20 protein-coding genes are annotated in these 18,535 nt (G+C 65.4%); 5 read left to right on the top strand and 15 right to left on the bottom strand.

Annotation, left to right across the window (positions count from 1 at the left end):
* Positions 1-195 precede the first annotated feature (195 nt).
* A complete protein-coding gene (locus FXV83_RS34570) occupies positions 196-2,274 on the bottom strand; it encodes a pseudouridine synthase (protein ID WP_187436370.1) in 2,079 nt (692 codons plus the stop codon).
* Between the two features lie 134 nt (positions 2,275-2,408).
* On the opposite strand from FXV83_RS34570, the gene FXV83_RS34575 reads away from it, so the two are divergent.
* Entirely contained in the window at positions 2,409-2,867 is a 459-nt protein-coding gene (locus FXV83_RS34575) for a nucleoside deaminase (protein WP_148744033.1), read from the top strand.
* 36 nt (positions 2,868-2,903) lie between these two features.
* On the opposite strand, the gene FXV83_RS34580 is transcribed toward FXV83_RS34575, so the two are convergent.
* The 5 genes from FXV83_RS34580 to FXV83_RS34600 form a co-directional block, all read right to left on the bottom strand.
* Positions 2,904-3,806 carry an alpha/beta fold hydrolase gene (locus FXV83_RS34580; protein WP_148744034.1) on the bottom strand — a complete coding sequence of 301 codons (903 nt, stop codon included), beginning with the start codon at positions 3,804-3,806 and terminating at the stop codon, positions 2,904-2,906.
* 21 nt (positions 3,807-3,827) lie between these two features.
* Positions 3,828-5,111, bottom strand: a complete 1,284-nt coding sequence (gene purD / locus FXV83_RS34585; protein WP_148744035.1) for a phosphoribosylamine--glycine ligase — start codon at positions 5,109-5,111, stop codon at positions 3,828-3,830.
* 202 nt (positions 5,112-5,313) lie between these two features.
* Positions 5,314-5,613, bottom strand: coding sequence for a winged helix-turn-helix domain-containing protein (locus FXV83_RS34590; RefSeq protein WP_148744036.1), 300 nt, complete (start codon positions 5,611-5,613; stop codon positions 5,314-5,316).
* A 3-nt stretch (positions 5,614-5,616) separates the two neighbouring features.
* Positions 5,617-6,171, bottom strand: a complete 555-nt coding sequence (locus FXV83_RS34595) for an Asp23/Gls24 family envelope stress response protein (protein ID WP_148744037.1) — start codon at positions 6,169-6,171, stop codon at positions 5,617-5,619.
* Positions 6,168-7,178: an alpha/beta hydrolase gene (locus tag FXV83_RS34600; protein ID WP_187436371.1), complete on the bottom strand. Its 1,011-nt coding sequence runs from the start codon at positions 7,176-7,178 to the stop codon at positions 6,168-6,170. The genes FXV83_RS34595 and FXV83_RS34600 overlap by 4 nt, the downstream gene beginning before the upstream one ends.
* 117 nt (positions 7,179-7,295) lie before the next feature.
* Here FXV83_RS34600 and xseA point away from each other — a divergent pair, with 117 nt between their 5' ends.
* Positions 7,296-8,936 (top strand): exodeoxyribonuclease VII large subunit, encoded by a 1,641-nt coding sequence (xseA, locus tag FXV83_RS34605; protein ID WP_148744038.1) that lies wholly within the window; start codon positions 7,296-7,298, stop codon positions 8,934-8,936.
* A 224-nt stretch (positions 8,937-9,160) separates the two neighbouring features.
* Here xseA and FXV83_RS34615 read toward each other — a convergent pair whose 3' ends face one another.
* Both FXV83_RS34615 and FXV83_RS34620 read right to left on the bottom strand, forming a co-directional pair.
* On the bottom strand, positions 9,161-9,304 hold the full coding sequence (locus tag FXV83_RS34615) for a hypothetical protein (protein ID WP_187436372.1): 144 nt from the start codon (positions 9,302-9,304) through the stop codon (positions 9,161-9,163).
* Positions 9,305-9,576: 272 nt separating this feature from the next.
* Entirely contained in the window at positions 9,577-10,401 is an 825-nt protein-coding gene (locus FXV83_RS34620) for a dienelactone hydrolase family protein (RefSeq protein ID WP_148744041.1), read from the bottom strand.
* A 208-nt stretch (positions 10,402-10,609) separates the two neighbouring features.
* Here FXV83_RS34620 and FXV83_RS34625 point away from each other — a divergent pair, with 208 nt between their 5' ends.
* A complete protein-coding gene (locus tag FXV83_RS34625; protein ID WP_148744042.1) occupies positions 10,610-10,837 on the top strand; it encodes a DUF2093 domain-containing protein in 228 nt (75 codons plus the stop codon).
* A gap of 14 nt (positions 10,838-10,851) precedes the next feature.
* Here FXV83_RS34625 and FXV83_RS34630 read toward each other — a convergent pair whose 3' ends face one another.
* Entirely contained in the window at positions 10,852-11,166 is a 315-nt protein-coding gene (locus tag FXV83_RS34630; protein WP_148744043.1) for a hypothetical protein, read from the bottom strand.
* Positions 11,167-11,665: 499 nt separating this feature from the next.
* Here FXV83_RS34630 and FXV83_RS43205 point away from each other — a divergent pair, with 499 nt between their 5' ends.
* The gene (locus tag FXV83_RS43205; protein ID WP_187436373.1) at positions 11,666-11,863 is read left to right on the top strand and encodes a hypothetical protein; all 198 of its coding nucleotides are present in this window, start codon (positions 11,666-11,668) and stop codon (positions 11,861-11,863) included.
* Positions 11,864-12,113: 250 nt separating this feature from the next.
* Here FXV83_RS43205 and lpxK read toward each other — a convergent pair whose 3' ends face one another.
* Genes lpxK through FXV83_RS34665 form a run of 6 tightly spaced genes read right to left on the bottom strand, consistent with a single transcriptional unit; the run spans position 12,114 to position 17,665 of the window.
* Entirely contained in the window at positions 12,114-13,130 is a 1,017-nt protein-coding gene (lpxK, locus tag FXV83_RS34640) for a tetraacyldisaccharide 4'-kinase (protein ID WP_148744044.1), read from the bottom strand.
* A complete protein-coding gene (locus FXV83_RS34645) occupies positions 13,123-14,469 on the bottom strand; it encodes a 3-deoxy-D-manno-octulosonic acid transferase (RefSeq protein WP_148744051.1) in 1,347 nt (448 codons plus the stop codon). The genes lpxK and FXV83_RS34645 overlap by 8 nt, the downstream gene beginning before the upstream one ends.
* On the bottom strand, positions 14,432-15,145 hold the full coding sequence (locus FXV83_RS34650) for a lysophospholipid acyltransferase family protein (RefSeq protein WP_148744045.1): 714 nt from the start codon (positions 15,143-15,145) through the stop codon (positions 14,432-14,434). The genes FXV83_RS34645 and FXV83_RS34650 overlap by 38 nt, the downstream gene beginning before the upstream one ends.
* Positions 15,142-15,387: a DUF4170 domain-containing protein gene (locus tag FXV83_RS34655; RefSeq protein WP_148744046.1), complete on the bottom strand. Its 246-nt coding sequence runs from the start codon at positions 15,385-15,387 to the stop codon at positions 15,142-15,144. Before FXV83_RS34655 ends, FXV83_RS34650 begins: the two co-directional genes overlap by 4 nt.
* Before the next feature lie 60 nt (positions 15,388-15,447).
* Positions 15,448-16,257 (bottom strand): 3'(2'),5'-bisphosphate nucleotidase CysQ, encoded by an 810-nt coding sequence (locus tag FXV83_RS34660; protein WP_148744047.1) that lies wholly within the window; start codon positions 16,255-16,257, stop codon positions 15,448-15,450.
* The gene (locus tag FXV83_RS34665) at positions 16,244-17,665 is read right to left on the bottom strand and encodes a TldD/PmbA family protein (protein ID WP_187436374.1); all 1,422 of its coding nucleotides are present in this window, start codon (positions 17,663-17,665) and stop codon (positions 16,244-16,246) included. Before FXV83_RS34665 ends, FXV83_RS34660 begins: the two co-directional genes overlap by 14 nt.
* 263 nt (positions 17,666-17,928) lie before the next feature.
* Between FXV83_RS34665 and FXV83_RS34670 the strand changes: the two genes are divergently transcribed.
* A complete protein-coding gene (locus FXV83_RS34670) occupies positions 17,929-18,447 on the top strand; it encodes a DUF6101 family protein (protein ID WP_148744049.1) in 519 nt (172 codons plus the stop codon).
* Positions 18,448-18,535 lie beyond the last annotated feature (88 nt).

Genomic DNA, 18,535 nt, shown 5'->3' on the forward strand with positions numbered 1-18,535 from the left:
CGCAAGCGGGAGAGGCCGAGTAAGCTCGCGGACAATCCTCGTGAAATCCATATGCGATTGCCCTGCCCTTGTGGGGAGGGATTGGGGAAGGGGGTGGCACAAGCGTGGACCTCTCGTGGGGCACCCCCCTCCCTCCCCCACAAGGACGGAGGGAATGAGAGAGAGCCCCGCGAACCGTCACGCCTCATGCCCATGCTACTCGTCGTCCTTCGGCGTCAGGTCGCGCTTGCCGTGATAGCCGCGCTTGGGGCGGCGCGGGGGGCCGTAGCCGCTGGCTTCGGCCTCGTTGCGCTCGCGCGCTTCATCGCTTCCGGTGCGCTGGACCAGGACGCGGCGGCCCTTGCGGTCGTTGATCACGTCGCGTTTGACCGGCTTCCTCTCGGGCGGGGCATCGTCCCCGGGCGAGACGGATTTCTGCGGCACGTCGAATTGTGCGCCCGACTTCTCGATCACCTTGTCACCGAGCTGGTCGCGCAGCACCCGCGACTTGATCTCCTCGACCTGGCCTTCCGGGACCTCGCCGAGCTGGAACGGACCGTAGGACACGCGGATCAGGCGGTTCACCTCGAGCCCGAGATGGGCGCAGACATTGCGCACCTCGCGGTTCTTGCCTTCGCGGATCGCGAACACCAGCCAGACATTCGCGCCCTGGTCGCGCTCCAGCGTCGCCTCGATCGGACCGTATTTGACGCCCTCGATCTCGATGCCGTTCTTGAGCTCGTCGAGCTGTGCCTGCGTGACGTCGCCATGGGCGCGGACGCGGTAGCGGCGCAGCCAGCCAGTATCCGGCAGCTCCAGCGTGCGCGCGAGCCCGCCATCGTTGGTGAGCAGCAGCAGGCCTTCGGTGTTGAAATCGAGCCGGCCGACCGAGATCAGGCGTGGCAGGCCTTCGGGGAGATTATCGAACACGGTCGGACGACCCTCGGGGTCGTCATGCGTTGTCATCAGCCCGCGCGGCTTGTGGTAGAGGAACAGCCGCGTGCGCTCGCGCGGCGGCAACGGCTTGCCGTCGACAGTGACGACATCGTTCTGGGTGATGTCGAGCGCCGGCGAATTGATCACGCGGCCGTTGACGGCGACGCGGCCCTGCGTGACCATCTCCTCGGCATCGCGGCGCGAGGCAAGCCCCGCGCGCGCCAGTGCTTTTGCGATGCGCTCTCCGGCCTTCTTCGGCTTCGGCTCCTCTTCGCGCCGCGGCCGGCGGTCGACATCACGATCGCGCTCGCGATAGGCGCCGCGGCCGCCGAAGGCCGGACGCTTCTCGAAGATCCTGCTGTCATCCTCGTTTTCACGCCGCGGACGATCGCCGGAATGAGCTTCACTGCGCGGATGCTCGTGCCAGTCGGAGCGGCCTTCGGGGCGCTGCCGCGGACGATCGAATTTGGGACGGTCGCCGCCGCGAGCGCCACGCTCGCCCTCATTGTCACGACGGGGCCGATCGAATTTCGGACGATCCTCGCGCGGGCGGTCGAATTTGGGCCGCTCGCGGAACGGACGATCGCCGGATGCGCGATCGTCACGGGAGCGCGAGAAGCGCGGACGATCATCGCCGCGGCCGCCTTCGGGCCGGTCTTCGCGCTTCTGCCAGGGCTTGTCCTGGCCGCGATCACGGCCGGCGAAGTCCTTGCGCGGGCCTTTGCCGAAATCCTTGCGCGGCGGCCGGTCGCCACGCGGAGCTGCATCGCGCTTTTGCCAGGGTTTTGAATCACTGCGCTCGCCACGATCGCGCGGACGGTCATTGCGATCACCGAAGGAGCGTGGGCGGTCGCTACGGTCCGGTGCGCCCCGCGAAAACTTCCGTTCGCCATCGAACTTGCGTTCCGGGCGGTCGCCGCGTGGCGCGTAGGGCCGCTTGTCGCCGAACTTCTTGTCGCCGGTGCGGCCGGCGGGGCGGGAATCGTCGCGATCACGGCTGCGCGGCGGACGGTCGTCGCGCCCGTAGGACGGGCGGTCACCGCGCGGCTTGAACGAGCGCTTCTCGCCGTCGCGCGAGGGACGATCGGAAAAGGAGCGTTCGCCGCGCGGCCGGTCTTCGCGATTGAACTTGGGCCGGTCGCCACGGTCGGGCCGGGGCCCGGCCTCGTCGCGGCTGCGGAAGGGGCGGTCCTCGCGCTTGCCGGCGAACGGCCGCTTGTCGCCTCCGCCCTTGCCCTCGAAACCGCGCTTGGCGAACTTCTTCTCCGGGCCGCGGGACTTGCCGGAGCGGCCCTTGGGCGGACCGCGATCACGCCGGCCGCGCGGGGAATCGTTGTCTTTGTCGCTGTCGCGGGGCATGAATCGTCTCACTTCGGAATGGTCGATTTGGGGATGGTCAAATGGGCATTGTGCGCGCTCTTTTCGAGCCGCATGCTCAGGCAAAACCGGTCTTCACTCTTGCTGAAGGCGCAGCTACTAGCAGGTTTCTGGCGATGATACGAGGCATGAAAGCCCCTTCTTTCATGGATTTGGCGCTCAAAACGGCCGAAAACGCCGGAAAGTCGGGCGAAGTTCCGATTGGATGCGTCGTGGTCCGCAATTACGAGGTGATCGCGACGGCGGCCAACCGGACGCTGACCGACTACGACCCCACGGCCCATGCCGAGATCATCGCGCTGCGCGAGGCCGCCAAAAAGATCGGCAGCGAGCGGCTGGTCGACTGCGACCTCTACGTCACGCTGGAGCCCTGCACCATGTGCGCAGGCGCGATCTCCTTTGCAAGGATCCGCCGGCTCTATTACGGCGCAGCCGACCCCAAGGGCGGCGCGGTGGAATCAGGCGTGCGGTTCTTCACCTCGCCGACCTGCCATCACGTCCCCGAGGTGTACTCGTCGGTCGGCGAGAGCGAGGCGGCCCGGCTGCTGCGGGAGTTTTTTCGGGAGCGAAGGTAGCTCCCTCCCCGTCATTGCTCGCAATGACGATGTGGCTCAAGTCGAGAAGAACTCGCGCAGCGCCCGTGCCGTCACGTCCGGATTCTCTTCGGTGAGGAAGTGCCCGGAATCGACCGGCATTCCGTCGACGTTGGTTGTCCATTGCTTCCAGATATCGAGCGGCGTGGCGGCGGCTTGCGCGATGCCGGCATTGCCCCACAGAGCCAGCATGGGCACCGTGATCTTCTTGCCGGCTTCGAAGTCGGCCTTGTCGAGGTCGTAGTCGAAATAGGCACCGGCGCGGTAGTCTTCGCACATGGCGTGGATGCGGGCGGGATCGCGGAACGGCGCGATGTAATGTTCGAGCGCGCTGCTGTCGATGGCATCCAGCGTCTTCGACCTGGTCTGGCTCGCCATCTTGAAGCGCAGGAAGAACTCGCCATTGCCTGAGATCAGCGTCTCCGGCAGCGGATAAGGCTGGGCGAGGAAGGTCCAATGATAGATCTTCAGCGCGTAGGCGCGGTTCATGCGCTCCCAGTAATTATAGGTCGGCAGGATATCCAGCACAGCGAGGCGCGACAGCCGGCCGGGATGATCGAGCGCGAGCCGGTAGGAGACGCGGCCGCCGCGATCATGGCCGGCGAGCGCGAAGTGCACATGGCCGAGCTGCTCCATCACCTCCACCATGGCCTTCGCCATCGCGCGCTTGCTGTAGGGGATGTGCAGCGCATCGCTCTCGGGCATGTCCGACCAGCCATAGCCCGGCAAATCGGCGATGATCAGCGTGAACCTGTCGGCGAGCTGCGGCGCAACGCGGTGCCACATCACGTGCGTCTCGGAGAAGCCGTGCAGCAACAGCAGCGGCGGCCCCTTGCCGCCGACGCGGGCGAAGATGCGGCCAAAGGACGTGTTGATCCATTCGGAGGCGAAGCCGGGGTAGAGGTCGGTGAGATCCGACATTGTTCTTATCCTCGCTTTGAATCAGCGGCCGGCCTTCTCCGCCTCCACCGCCTGCCAGCCGATGTCGCGGCGGCAGAAACCTTCCGGCCAGTTGATGCGGTCGACGGCCTGATAGGCGCGCGCCTGCGCCTCCGTCACGGTCTTGCCGAGCGCGCAGACGTTGAGCACGCGGCCGCCATTGGCGAGGATGGCGCCGTCCTTTGCCACCGTGCCGGCGTGAAAGATCTCGACAGTGTCGACCTTCGCGGCGTCATCGAGACCCTCGATACGCGTGCCCTTCTGGTAGTCGCCGGGATAGCCCTTCGCCGCCATCACCACGGTGAGCGCGGAGTCCGGATGCCAGCGCAGATCGAAATGCTTCAGCTGCCCGTCGCAGGCGGCGAGGAACGCCGGCACGATGTCCGACATCATGCGCAGCATCAAGACCTGGCACTCGGGATCGCCGAAGCGGACGTTGAACTCGAACAGCTTTGGGCCTTGCGTCGTCAGCATAATTCCGGCATACAGCACGCCGCGGAACGGCGTGCCGCGCTGCTTCATGCCGGCGACCGTCGGCAGGATGATTTTTGCCATGATCGCGTCGTGGATCGCGGGCGTGACCAGCGGTGTCGGCGAATAGGCGCCCATGCCGCCGGTGTTCGGGCCGACGTCGTGATCGAATACGCGCTTGTGGTCCTGGGCGGAGGCGAGCGGAATGGCGGTCTCGCCGTCGCAGAGCGCGAAGAAGCTGATCTCGCGGCCCGGCAAAAATTCCTCGATCACGACCTCGGTACCGGCTTCGCCAAACGCGCCGTCGAACATCATGGCGATGGCGTCCTCGGCCTCACGCACGGTCTTGGCGACCACGACGCCTTTGCCGGCGGCAAGGCCGTCGGCCTTGACCACGATCGGTGCGCCCTGGCTCTGCACGTAAGCGCGCGCATCATTGGCGTTGGTGAAGCGCTTGTAGGCGCCGGTCGGGATGCCGAATTCGGTGCACAGCGCCTTGGTGAACCCCTTGGAGCTTTCGAGCTGGGCCGGGATCTTGTTCGGACCGAACGCCTTGATGCCGGCGGCGGTGAGATCATCGACGATGCCGGCCGCCAGCGGCGTCTCCGGGCCAACCACGACGAGCTCGACCGCGTTGCTCTTGCAGAAGTCGATCACGGCAGCATGGTCGGCGATGTCGAGCGCCACACACTCTGCCTCGCGCGCGATCCCGGCATTGCCGGGCGCGCACCAGAATTTGGTCACCAGGGGGGAGGCTGCGATCTTCCATGCCAGGGCATGTTCGCGGCCGCCGGAACCGAGCAGGAGAATGTGCATGGAAGGCTCAGAATAGGGGTTTGCTGAGCGCGTCGGTCGCACGAATCGGCGCGGGTCTCAAGGGGTGTCGCCGCAAACTCCCCGTCATTCCGGGGCGCGCCCGCTTGGGCGCGAGCCCGGAATCCATCGGGCCGCAGCGTTGGTAGAGCGATGGATTCCGGGCTCGTCGCTGTCGCGACGCCCCGGAATGACGGAGGAGAGATCAGCTCTGCTTCCCCGCAATGATCTCCTGCAGAGTCGCGACATGCCTTGCGAACGCGCCGCGGCCTGCGGCGGTGGCGGTGACCGTGGTCTGCGGCTTCTTGCCGACGAAGGCCTTGTCGACCTGGACGTAGCCGGCCTTGGCCAAGGTCTCGATATGGGCGCCGAGATTGCCGTCGGTGGCGCCAGTCAGCTTCTTCAGCCGGGAGAATTCCAGACCAGTCGCGGCCGGCAGCGCGTTCAGGGCCGCCATGATCTTGAGCCGTAACGGCTGATGGATGATGTCGTCGAGCTCGGCCATTGGCTAGATCCGTCGCATCCAGAGGCCGCCGAGGATCAGGCCGCCGCCATTGACGAAGGCCATCCAGAGTGGGAACGCCTCGCCGATGTAGAAGAATCCGATCAGCGTCAGCGCGGAGATGCCAAGACCGATCGCCACGAACGCATAGCCGAACCAGAGGCCCGCCAGCGTGTAGAACAGCATGAAATAGAGCGGCCAGAACGCTCCCAACTGGCGCGGACCGAAATGACCGACGACGTTGGTGCAGAGGTAGCCGAAGGCGAAGAACAACACGAACACCAGGAGGATCCTGATGCTATGGGCGGCACCGTGAGGGTGGTGCGGCGGATTGAACACGCGCAGCGCAACCAGACCGCCGACGCCAACAACGTTCACGGCAACCCAAGCTTGGCCCGCGTGGATCGGCCAGAGCCAGGTCACGAGATTGCCTGCGAACACCAATATGCCCCACCAGACGGCCGCAAGACTCGCCAGCTCATAGAGCTGCGATTGCTTCACGCGCTGGACGATGTCGTCGATATCGGCCAGCGCTGCGGACGCCTCCCTGCTGTCGATCATGACTGCCCTGCCCCGCGCGTCGCCACGTCCTCGGCGATGACGGAGATCGCTTTCGGGTTTGTGACGATGCCCATGTGGTTGATGCCGTCGATGATCTTGACGTCGACCGACGGTTTGATGGCCTGAACGGCCTGCGCATATTTATCCGAGATCATCATCTCGTCCTCGGCGCCGCCGAAGATCGTAATCGGGCGCGTCGTTGCCGCAAGATCGAGACGATAGCCGCGCGTTGCGAAATTGCGCATCAGGCGGTCGGAGTAGGTGGAGACGAGGTACTTCGCCGAGTTCGCCGGCACCGCGAAAGCGAGCACCGGAAGCTGCGCGCAGCAGTCGATGCCGACCTTACGCAGTGCGGCGAGCGCGAACAGGCGCGGCAGGTCGGCATTGGCCCAGCCACCGGAATGCGGCTTGTTGGTCGGCGCGTCATAGCCAAGATACGGCGCGAGCAGCACGGTGCGCACGAAGATGTCCTGCATGATCGGCGTGGCGGCGACGCGGAGCGAGAAGCCGGCACCGGCGGAATGGCCGATCAAAGTTAGCGGCAGGTCCGGCGCGCTCTTGCGGACATGCGCGACGAAGTCGACCAGATCGTCCTCGAGCTGGCCGATATAGCCGATATCACCGCGCGTTCCGGAGGCGCCGTGGCCGCGCATGTCCAGCGCCCAGGTCTCGACGCCGCGCGCGGCGATCGCATGGGTCAGCGCGTGGTTGACGGTGCCGCTGGAGCCCGACGAGCCATGGATGAAGATCGCGCCGCGGCCGGCCGCCGATCCGTTCGGCGCGTAGTGGCGGAAGCCGATCCAGGTACCGTCGCGCGCCTGGAAGCGCTCGAGCGGCGGCATGGTCGAAAAGTCGACAAGCTTCACCGATTCCGAGACCGATCGCATCTCAGGCGGCCGCTGCAGCGGCGTTGCGATCATCGCGGCCAGGATCAGCGCCACGACACCGACCCCACACAGGACCCATTTCAGTCCATTCAACACGCCGCGCAGCAGCCGAATCGCCATGATCTACCCCGTGAATTCGCCATCTATGGAGAACTCTATAATACAGAGTACTCTTACGATCAATCCCCGGATTGGCGCCGGCCGGTAAAAATCCTTAACGTCGGGTCTGACCCCAACATGCCGAATCGTTTGCCGATGCCGCCTGCGGAACCGCTGCTCAACGCCCCTGAATTCACTGTCTCCGAGCTCTCGCAGTCCCTGAAACGGACGGTGGAGGATGCCTTTGGCCATGTCCGGGTCCGCGGCGAGATCTCCGGCTTCCGCGGCGCCCATTCCTCGGGTCACTGCTATTTTGCGCTCAAGGACGAGAGCGCCAAGATCGAGGCGGTGATCTGGAAGGGCGTGTACGTGCGGATGCGCTTCAAGCCCCAGGAGGGGCTCGAGGTGATCGCTACCGGCAGGCTCACGACCTTTCCCGGCTCCTCGAAATACCAGATCGTGATCGAGGCGCTGGAGCCGGCCGGCATCGGCGCGCTGATGGCGCTGATGGAGGAGCGCAAGAAGAAGCTCGCTGCCGAAGGCCTGTTCGACCAGGCGCGCAAGCAGTTGCTGCCGTGGCTGCCGGAGGTGATCGGCGTCGTGACCTCGCCGACCGGCGCCGTCATCCGCGACATTCTGCACCGGTTGGAAGACCGCTTCCCCCGCCACGTGCTGGTGTGGCCGGTCAAGGTGCAGGGCGAAGGCTCGGCTGAGCAGGTCGCGGCCGCGATCCGCGGCTTCAACGCGCTGCCGGAGGGCGGCAAGATTCCGCGGCCGGACGTGCTGATCGTCGCACGCGGCGGCGGTTCGCTGGAGGACCTCTGGTCGTTCAACGAAGAAATCGTGGTGCGCGCGGCGGCCGAGAGCATGATCCCGCTGATCTCGGCGGTGGGCCACGAGACTGACATCACGCTGATCGACTTCGTCGCCGACAAGCGCGCGCCGACGCCGACAGCGGCCGCCGAAATGGCCGTGCCGGTGCGCAGCGATCTCTTCGTCGAGGTCGCAGATCTCGCCCGACGCACCCGTGCCTGCTGGCAACGTGGCCACGAAAGTCGGCGCAACGAGCTGCGCGCCGCCGCGCGCGCGCTGCCGGCGGCAGGCGATCTCCTGGCGATTCCGCGGCAACGGCTGGATTCGGCGGGCGTGTCCCTGCCCCGCGGCCTCAAGGCCAACACGCACGCCCATTTCCGAAGGTTTACTGCCGCCGGCGCAAAGCTGACGCTGCGGGTGCTGCACGGGCAGATTTCGCAGGCCGATCACCGGCTCACTGTGTGCGGCGAGCGGCTCGGCCTGTCCGCACGCTCGCTCTTGCGTCAGCGCCGCGACCGTTTCGTCGGACTTGAAGTTCGCTTGCGCGCCTCAAAACTTTCGAACGCGCAGGCGCAGCGCAACACGATCGCCCGCCAGCGCGAGCGCACGCAGCGTCTGGCCGAGCGCGCCAGCCGCGCGCTGGCGACGCTGCTGCACCGGCTCGACACCCGCGTCGCCAACAGCGGCAAGCTGCTCTCTGCGCTGTCTTATCGCAGCGTGCTCGCCCGCGGCTTCGCGCTGGTGCGCGACGAGGCCGGCCATCCCTTGCATTCCGCGGACAGCGTCGGGCCCGGTGCGCGCGTCGAGATCGAGTTTGCGGATGGCCGTGTCGGCGCGACCGCGGACCTAGATCGGCCCGGCCCGGCCGCAAAGCGCCCGCCATCGCAACACAAGAGCGCCTCGCACGAGGCCAAGCCCACACCGAAGCGCGTGGGCAAGCCGGTGGATCAGGGCAGTTTGTTTTAGAGGCGGTGGCATCGCGTGTGTGGGGCGCGCCTGCAGCCCCAATCTCGTCATTGCGAGCGCAGCGAAGCAATCCAGAATCTTTCCGCGGAGGGACTCTGGATTGCTTCGCTGCGCTCGCAATGACGGTGTGGAGGCAGCACGTGGCCCGCATGAGCGAAGCGATATGCGGCAACGGTCTGTCTCGGATATCGCTTCGCTCATCCGAGTTACAAGACCCTCGTCTACTACCTGCACGACAATCCCGCGTCGATCGTGGTCCAGAAGCCGCAATGCTCCGGCGCGCGCATCGGTGCGCCAGCGTGGGCCTCATACAGGAAGATCGCGACGGTGAAGACGATCAGAGCGGAGGAGAAGAGGGCGATGCGCATGTCAGATGCGTTTAATCGACATCGTGGTTGAACTATGGCGCCGACACCGGTTGAAACCGGCATGAGGCGCGATCCGTAGATTTACGGTCGGCCATCATCCGTGCAGGGCAGTGGTCGATGCGGGGCTGTCCGCCTCAACGTTGTTCCCCGGGCGGCCCCGCTTCTCGTGGGACGCGCAGCCCGGATGGAGCGCACAGCTTAATCCGGGAAGGTCGTAGTTGTGGCACGACCCCGGATTTCGCTTTTGCTCCATCCGGGCTACAACACGGCCGCTACCGGGCCAGCCACTCCGCCACCTGCTTCTGCGAATCTGCGCGCGCTTGCGTATCGGTGCCGAGATGGCCGCGTTCGGGAGTTGCGGCATCAGTGCTGCCGGCAGCTGCGTGCAGCGGCGTGTTGGCGCGGTCGAAATCGTGGTAGGCGTCTGGATAGACCACGATGCGCGCGAGCGCGCTGCGGCCCTGCGCGCCCTCGACCATCTGGCGGCAGGCCGGCGGCGACGACACGTCATCGTTGGCGCCGATCAGAACCAGCGTCGGCACCCGCGTGCTCCAGCCGAGGCCGGCCGAAATCCGGCAGTCCGGATAGAAGGCGATCGCGGCGCGGAAATCCGGAACGGCGTCGCGCGCCGCATTCTGCGGGCGCACCGCCCACAGCAGCGTGCTCGCGCCGTTGGCCCAGCCGATCAAGCTGACGCGGTTGCGCGCGACCCAGGCCTGCTTCATCAACCAGCCGCGCGCCGCCGCGACGTCGGCGACACGCTCGCGCCGCGCCTTGACGTGCAGCTCCTTGACCCGGCATTGCGGTCCGAGCTCTCGCGAACCGTAGCTGTCGGGCAGCAGCACGGCATTGCCCGCCTTGAGCAATTGCAGTGCCCAGTCGCGGTAGCGCGGCAGCACCGGATCGGAATGGCCGCCGAGGCCGCCGCAGCCGTGCAGCGCGATCACCGTCGGAAACGGCCCCTCGCCCTCGGGCTTGTAGAGCTGCGCATGCAGGACGCCGGCCGACAGCGGAATATCGACCTGCCGCGGCGCGGGCGCGGCGCGCGCAGCCGGCATCAGCAGCATCAGGAACAGGGCGGTCAGTCGAAGGCGCATCGGGCTCTGCCGTATAAGGTGCCGGCTGCAAGCGGGCCGGAACCAGCGATCCTTCGCCGCAGCACTATCATGCGAAAACGGCGGCAAAACATCACAAGTCGGTGGGTTTAACGGGCGGACAAGCCGCCCCATCTATGATACATCCATTCCAAGACATCATGCCCTCCAAGGTTTTCCATGGAGAGGCCTTCCACGGAGACTTTCGACCGTGCTGAACAAGTTCGGCCCTTCGGGCAATGGCGAGGCCCAGGTACAATATCTCGACGGCGATTTCCGCGTGATCTCGCCGGGAACCTATGTGCGCTGCGCGATATCAGACACACGGATTCCGCTCGACGAATTGAAATATTGGAGCGTCGACCTGCAAGAGGCCTACGCCACGCCCGCGGCTGTGCTCGAGCGGCACTTCCCGGGCGCGCCGAAGCCGCAGCCGTAGGGCCACGGGCGCGCCTATTCTTGCTCCGCGCCATCACCGCCCAAGCAGCTCTTGATGAAATTCTTCCGGGCCTCGCCAACGATCTTCTGGTCGATCGCCTGCTTCAGACAATCGAGCCGCGCCTGCGCCAGGCAGAGCTGCAGCTGATCGCGCTTGTCCTGCCCCTTCAGGTTTTGCGTCGTGCCGAGACACGTCACACGCTTGGTCGCAGGAACCGGCACCGTGCCGGTGGGAGCAGCGGGCGCAGCTGGCGGCGACGTCTGCGCGGACACAGGCCCAATGATCAGACACACAAGACAGGCGGCGACGGCTGCGAACGGCAGTTTCATCGAATTCTCCTGATCGATCCCAGACCGATAGAAGTTTTGCGATGAATGACCGGTGAATGGCAGGCTGCTGCAGGATGGGCAAGCGCAGCTGCCCTGTCGGAGTCACCTGAGCGTGCAGCGGGGCATGGATGTGTCGGCGTCCCGACGATGTTTGCCCGCGCCTGAACTGCAAGTCTCACAGCCGAAATGATCCCCGTCGTGCCGATCCGCGTTGCATCGAATAGTGCTTGCACTTAGTGGTAAGTCATTTCGCGCTGTGGTTGGATTCTTTGTTTCGGCTTGGCGCCCTTAAGTTGTTTGACGAAGTTTTGGTGAAACAAAGGGCTGCTATAGTGGATGTTAGGTAATTAGCCCTGTTCTTTTTATCGCACGGACAAAGCTGGCCATTGAACTTTGCAATTGGCGCAGTCTGTGAACGGGCTCATATCGAAGAGCCATCTGGCGGGCTACCATCACCTCGATAATTTGCAATGAGATATCTGTAATCGAGAGTCAAACGATGGGGGTGATCATGCCCACCATATTAGACCTGCTCTATCGTGAATATTGCCGCGCCCGCCTCGCTGAAATGCGGAAACAGCTTCTGATCGCAGCTGAACGCTCTGAAGCTCTCGAAGCGAATCATCATCCTGCAGATCAGGGTGAAGATGAGACGACGGACGCACACCGCAAGACTCGCCGCGGCGCGCCAAACTGAAGCGGCCCAAAACCGGCGACCTCTCCCGCGTAGCAGTGACCAAGCAATTGGCAACAGTCTGGGAGGCAGCGATGAATACACCTGAATACTATACTGTCATGGTGGCCTGCGCCTCGTGCCTGACCATTATCGGATTAATCGCCGTAGGGGCGTGGTGAGCACGACTGACTGTCGAACCGCAGCATGGATACGGGGCAACTCCGCCTTCGCTCTCTGAGCTACGGCGAAGTCGCTTGCCCACGCTACGAGATCATCGCCTGCCGAATCTTCGCTCGCGCGCCTTGTAGAGATGATCGCTGATCACTTGCCGCAGCTTTGCCGGATCATCGAACTCGAGTTGCACGGCGAACGGCACGATGCCATCAGGCAGGCCCTCGCCGCCGAGCAGGCGTGCAAGATCCTTTTCCGTCGTCACCAACGTGAGCTGCTCGCGCTGTGCGTCCGCGCCAAGCGCGGCGATCTCGGCTTGCGAGAACATGTGGTGGTCGGCGAAGGGACGCGTGCGAACGACGTCGACGTTGTTGATGCGCAGCGTGCGGAAGAAGCGCTCGGGATCGCCGATACCGGCGAACGCCAGGACGCGCTTGCCGAACAGCTGCGCCGCCGCGGCCGCATCCGGCCGCAAGCGCGCGCGCAGCACCGGCTTGCCGCGCGCCGCGATCTCCGATGCGACATCGTCCGCGGAATGGCCGTCGCCGATCAGCACCAGCGCATCGGTGCGCGCGAGCTGCGCCTTCAGTGGCGCGCGCAGGGGACCGGCCGGAAACACCTTGCCGTTGCCGAGGCCCCGCTCGCTGTCGATCACGATCAGGGACGCATCCTTCACAATGCGCGGATTCTGAAAGCCGTCATCCATCAGAACCACGGTCGCACCCCGTGACTTTGCCAGCACCACGCCCTCGAGGCGGTCGCGCGCGACCGCGACCGGCGCGTCGCGCGCCATCATCAGCGGCTCGTCGCCAACATCAATTGCGGTGTGACGCATCCGATCGACCATCACCGGGCCCGTCAAGCGCCCGCCATAGCCGCGGCTGAGCACGACCGGCGTCTCGCCGAGCTCGCGCAAGAGACTGGACAGCGCGAGCACGGTCGGCGTCTTGCCGGCGCCGCCGACATGGTAGTTGCCGACGCAGATCACGGGGATGCCGGCATCGACGCCTTCGCGCAGCATGCGCCGTTCGGTGATCGCGCCATAGAGCGCGCCCAACGGCCGTAACACGTGTGATTTGAAAGAACGTGGCCGGTACCAGAAGGCCGGCTCACGCATTGGCGGCTCCCATCTCGATCCGCAATTGCATCAGATACGGCTCGAGCGCGGACATGGTGCGGTCCAGCGCGCCGCCGAGCTGCTCGACAACGCCTGCGCCCGCACGCTGCATCTTGGCGCGCACGGCGGGATCGGCCAGCAGCTGGCCGAGCTGCTTGACCAGCAGCTCCTGGGTCTCGGCCTGCCGCGCGCCGCCGTTGCCATCGAGCGCCTCATAGACGTCGGCGAAGTTGAAGACGTGCGGACCATGGATGATCGCAGCACCCAGCTTGATTGCCTCGATCGGATTCTGTCCGCCATGGCGGATCAGCGATCCGCCCATGAATACGATCGGCGAGAGGCGGTAGAACAGGCCGAGCTCGCCGATGGTGTCGGCGACGTAGACGTCGGTCGTGGCCGTCGGGAGTTCCTCGCGCGAGCGAAGGGCCGGCTTCAGACCCGAGGCCGTGATCAAACCGCCAAGCGAGGGGCCGCGATCCGGATGACGCGGCACGATCACGGTCAGGAGCTGCGGGAAGAAGCCGGCGAGGCTGCGATGCGCCGCGACCAGCATCTCCTCCTCGCCCGGATGGGTCGAGGCCGCGACGATGATCGGACGCCCGCGCGTCATCGCCATCAGCCGCTCGAGCTTTGCAGGATCGGCGGGCGGGGCCGGCACGTCGAGCTTGAGATTGCCCGTGGTAAGGACATCACGGCTGCCGAGCGCGGCAAAACGCTCGGCATCGGTGTTGGATTGCGCGAGGCAGATATCGAACCGTGACAGCAGCGCCGAGATGGTGCCATGCATCCGCCGCCAGCGCGGGAAGGAGCGCGGCGACATCCGCCCGTTGATCAGCACCATTGGCACCCGCCGCGTCGCGCCCGCCAGGATCAGGTTCGGCCACAGGTCGGATTCGATGAACAGCGCCAGCGATGGCTTCCAATGATCGAGGAAGCGCGCGACGTAGCGCGGAGAATCGTAAGGAACGTATTGATGTATGACGTCGGGCGGAAAGCGTTTCGCCACGACGGCCGCCGAGGTGACGGTGCCCGAGGTCAGGAGGATGCGCAGGTTCAGCTCGCGCAGCCGCTCGATCAGCGCGGCTGCGGCCAGGACCTCGCCGACGCTGGCGCCGTGAATCCAGACCAGCGGGCCGTGCGGCCGCACATCCCGGCTGAGCCCCCGGCGTTCGCCGACGCGTGCGGGATCCTCCTTGCCCTGCTTCAGGCGCCGCTTGATCAGCGCAGGCGCGAGCGGCACCAGTCCGGAGGCCAGGCGCCGATACATCCGCAGCGTCATCGGCAGCGAATTGGGCAGCGAGTTAGACATCTTCGGGCCCCGGCTGGCCGAGTTGCGCATAGGCACGGCGCGTCGCTTCGTTCAAAGTCTCTTCCAGCTCCAGCCGCAGCGCTTCCATGGTCGCAGCGTCGGCATCCGGCGGAACGTGGATCTCCTTGATGCCGACCAACGCGCCCCGACCGAATGGCAAATTGATGGTGGTGTGGTCCCAGTTCTTGAGCCGGATGAAGCGGCTGGTCGCCATCGCGAAAGGCATGATCGGCCGCCCCGATTCCCGTGCCAGCATGATGATGCCGAGCCCAACCACGCGCGAGCGCTTCGGGACATCGGCGGTCAGCGCGACATTACATCCGTCCTGCAGCGTCCGCACCATTTCCTTGAAGGCGCCGACGCCACCCTTGCGGTGAAAGGCGCTGCCGTGGTCCCCGGAACCGCGGATGGTGCCGATGCCGAGCCGCTCGGCGGCAATCGCATTGAACTCGCCGTCGCGATGGCGGGAGATCAGGACCCTGGCCTTGTACCAGTCCTTGTTCTTGATGAAGGGCGTCAGGAAATGCTGGCCGTGCCAGAAGGCGAAGATCGCCGGGATCTGCGGCTCGACGCGTTCATAGACGTCCGGCGGATCGAACGTGAATTTGTTGGTCCGCCAGACCAGACGCAGATATTCGGCCGCCAGAACCCCGACGGCACGCTGAAACCAGCTGCTTCGCAGCGTATTGCGAAGCAGCTTTTTCAACGCGCCTTCGATTCTTGATTCGGATCGAGCAGCCGGTGCAGATGGACGATGAAATAGCGCATCTGCGCGTTGTCGACCGTGCTCTGCGCCTTGGCCCGCCAGGCGGCATGGGCCGTCGCATAGTTCGGATAGAGGCCGACGATCTCGACGTCGTCCAGGTTCTTGAAGGTGTTGTGCTCGAGATCGAGCAGCTCGCCACCGATGACGAGATGGAGCAGTTGTTGCGGGGCACTATCTGGCATGGGTTCTCTTCCTAACGGGCTGCCCGGCAAAGCAGTTGTCGACAAGCACGACGGACGCGCTCAGGGCAAGGGGCGATTTCGAAAATGCGCGACAATGCTCGCATGACGATCGCGGCCCGCTGCCACCAGCACGCCGTGCGTGACTTCCCGGCGGTTATAAAGGATGGGTCCTCCGGAGAGGTCGCTTATCCTACCATCCGCTTCCTGCACGATCAAATCGGCCGCCGCAAGGTCCCAATCGTGGCTGTTGCCCCCCGCAAAAGCCGCATCCAGTCCGCCATGGGCGACCCGGCAGAGCCGCAGCGCGAGCGAACCGATTCGCGGATGCAGTTTGATCTCGCCCAGTGACGGCTTGAGCCGTTCGACCAGCGGCTTCGGGCCGGCGACGCGGGAGAAGTCGAGCTCGGATCCCGGCGTCGCCCGCACGGGCGCATCGTTGAGCGTCGTGCCCTCGCCACGGGCCGCGAAAAAGAATTCGCCACTGGTCGGCGCGAACACCGCGGCAAGGACGGGCAAGGCATCCTCGACCAGCGCCACACTGACGCACCACTCGTGATGGCCGCCCAGATAATTGCGGGTGCCATCGATGGGATCGACCACCCATGTCAGCCGCCGCGAGAGTCGCGCCACGTCGTCGGCGCTCTCCTCCGAAAGCCAGCCATAGTCCGGCGTGGCGGAGCGCAATCGCGCTTCGAGGAGGTCGTTGACGGCAATGTCGGCTTCCGAGACCGGCGACGAAGCGCCCTTGGTCCACTTCTTCAGCTCGGTGCCGAACATCAACTGCGCGAGCGCGCCCGCTTCCCGCACCGAGTCCTTCAGCAGCCCCGCATCGCGCGCCAGGATGGCGTCGTTCGCGTCAGCGTCCGCCAAGCGTCAATCCTTCGATGCGCACCGTCGGCGCATTGACGCCGTAGCGGAATTCGAGATTGTTCGCCGGCTGCATCGACTTGAAGATCTCGAACAGATGACCCGCGATCGTCACCTCGCTCACGGGATAGGTGATCTCGCCGTTCTCGATCCAGAAGCCGGAGGCGCCGCGGCTGTAGTCGCCGGTGACGCCATTGACTCCGGAGCCGATCAGGTCGGTGACGTAAAAGCCCTGCTTGATGTCGGAGATCAGCTCGGCCGGCGTTGGCGTACCCGCTTCGAGATGCAGATTGTACGCACCGGGCGACGGCGACGACGAGACGCCGCGATGGGCGTGCCCGGTAGTTGCAAGACCGAGTTCGCGCGCGGTGGCGCAGTCCAGCAGCCAGGTGGTCAGCACGCCTTCGTCGATCAGCGCGATCTTCTTCACCGCGACGCCTTCGGCATCGAAGGTCTGCGAGCGCAGGCCGCGCTTGCGCAAGGGATCGTCGATGACGCGGATATTCTTGGCGAACAGCTGCTGGCCGAGCTTGTCCTTGAGGAAGCTGGTCTTGCGCGCGATCGAGGCGCCGTTGATGGCGCCGACGAGGTGGCCGACCAGCGAGCCCGCGACACGGGGATCGAACACCACCGGCACCTTGCAGGTCTCGACCTTGCGCGGATTGGAGCGCGCCACCGTGCGCTCGCCTGCCGAACGGCCGACGATCTCCGGCGACAGCAGATCCGCGCCATGCGGCGCCGAAGTGAAGTCGTAGTCGCGCTCCATGCCGGTGCCTTCGCCTGATATCGCGGTCGCCGAGATACCCTGGCTCGAACGCAAGTAGGAACCGTGGAAGCCGGTGCTGGTCACCAGCACCATGCCGCCGATGCCGGCGGAGGCCGACGCACCGCCGGATTTGCTCACGCCCTTGACGCTGAGCGCAGCGGCCTCGGCTTCGAGCGCGCGGCGCTCGAGTTCGGTGGTGGCCGGCACATTGGCATCGAGCAGATCGAGATCGGGAAAGTCGCGCGCGAGCAGCGCGGGATCGGCGAGCCCGACATATTTGTCGTCGGGCGCAACGCGTGCCATCGCAACGGCGCGCTCGGCAAGCTTAGTCACGGCATCGCCGCTGGCGTCGTTGGTCGAGACCACCGCCTGGCGCTGGCCGACGAAAACGCGCAAGCCGACATCATCGCCCTCGGAACGCTCGGATTCCTCGACGCGGCCGTCGCGCACCTCGACCCCTTGCGAGATGCCGCGCACCGCGACCGCATCGGCCGCGTCGGCCCCGGCACGCCTGGCCGCCTCGACAAGCCGCTGTGCAAGATCGGAGAGTGCGGACTGGTCGAACAGGTCTCGGTTGGCCTTGGACCCATCCTTGGATGATTCCTTGGACGAAAGCGTCGAGCTTGCGGATGGTGAAGGGTTCACAAACGAAATCCTGTTGGGGCGAGGTTCGGGACCGGAACCCACAGATGTGCCCGATTGGCGCGGACTTCAAGCATTTTCAGACCGCCAAAAGCTCAGATTCGCATTCTTAGCGCAACGTCTCGTCAATCATGCGCGCCAAGGTCTTGTCAATCATGAGCGGCGGTGACGCTGGATTAACCAGCCTTTTTAAGCGGTTTCCGAAAGCGCCGCGCTAAGGTCCTCGCATCGACCGGGAACATAATCCTGGCGGGGAGACTAGAGCCGTGAGGCGTCAAACAGCAACAAGCGGGATCACTCCCGCCGGGTCGAGCCGCAGCCTGCGGCTCGACCCTCTTTCCCTTCCGGTCCGCTTCGACGCGCATGATCCGCGCGCCGACGGATATGTCAGGCAGATCGAGCTTCATCGCGAACGCGTCGTGCTGCGCCGTGCCGTCCGCGGCATGCAGATGGCGATCAATGTGCGCGTCAGCGACTTCACGGGCGTCGCGCTGCGCGGCAATGACGAGGCGCAGACCCTCGTTCTCGTCCACCGCGACCCCTCGCTCTCCGTTCCGCTGCTCGTCAGCGCCGACGGCGACGAACTCACTGCAGCTTGGGCGATCTGGAGCGAGACCCTTGCGCTGCCCCAACTCGACGAAGGTGTCCGCAAGCCTGCGCCGCGCCGCCGCCGCGCCAACGCGATCCGCGCCCGCCGTCCCAAGTTCCTGATGCGCCGGCGCACCGGTATCGCGCGCGAACTTTCGGTTCATCGCGACGAGCGCGAGATCATCGCACGGAATTGAGTTAACAATTGTAGGGTGGGTTAGCCGCAGGCGTAACCCACGTCTTCTATCCGCGCGGAAGCTGAAATGTGGGTTACGCTTCGCTAAT

It is taken from the genome of Bradyrhizobium hipponense (assembly GCF_008123965.1).
In the GTDB taxonomy this organism is placed as follows: Bacteria; Pseudomonadota; Alphaproteobacteria; order Rhizobiales; family Xanthobacteraceae; genus Bradyrhizobium; species Bradyrhizobium hipponense.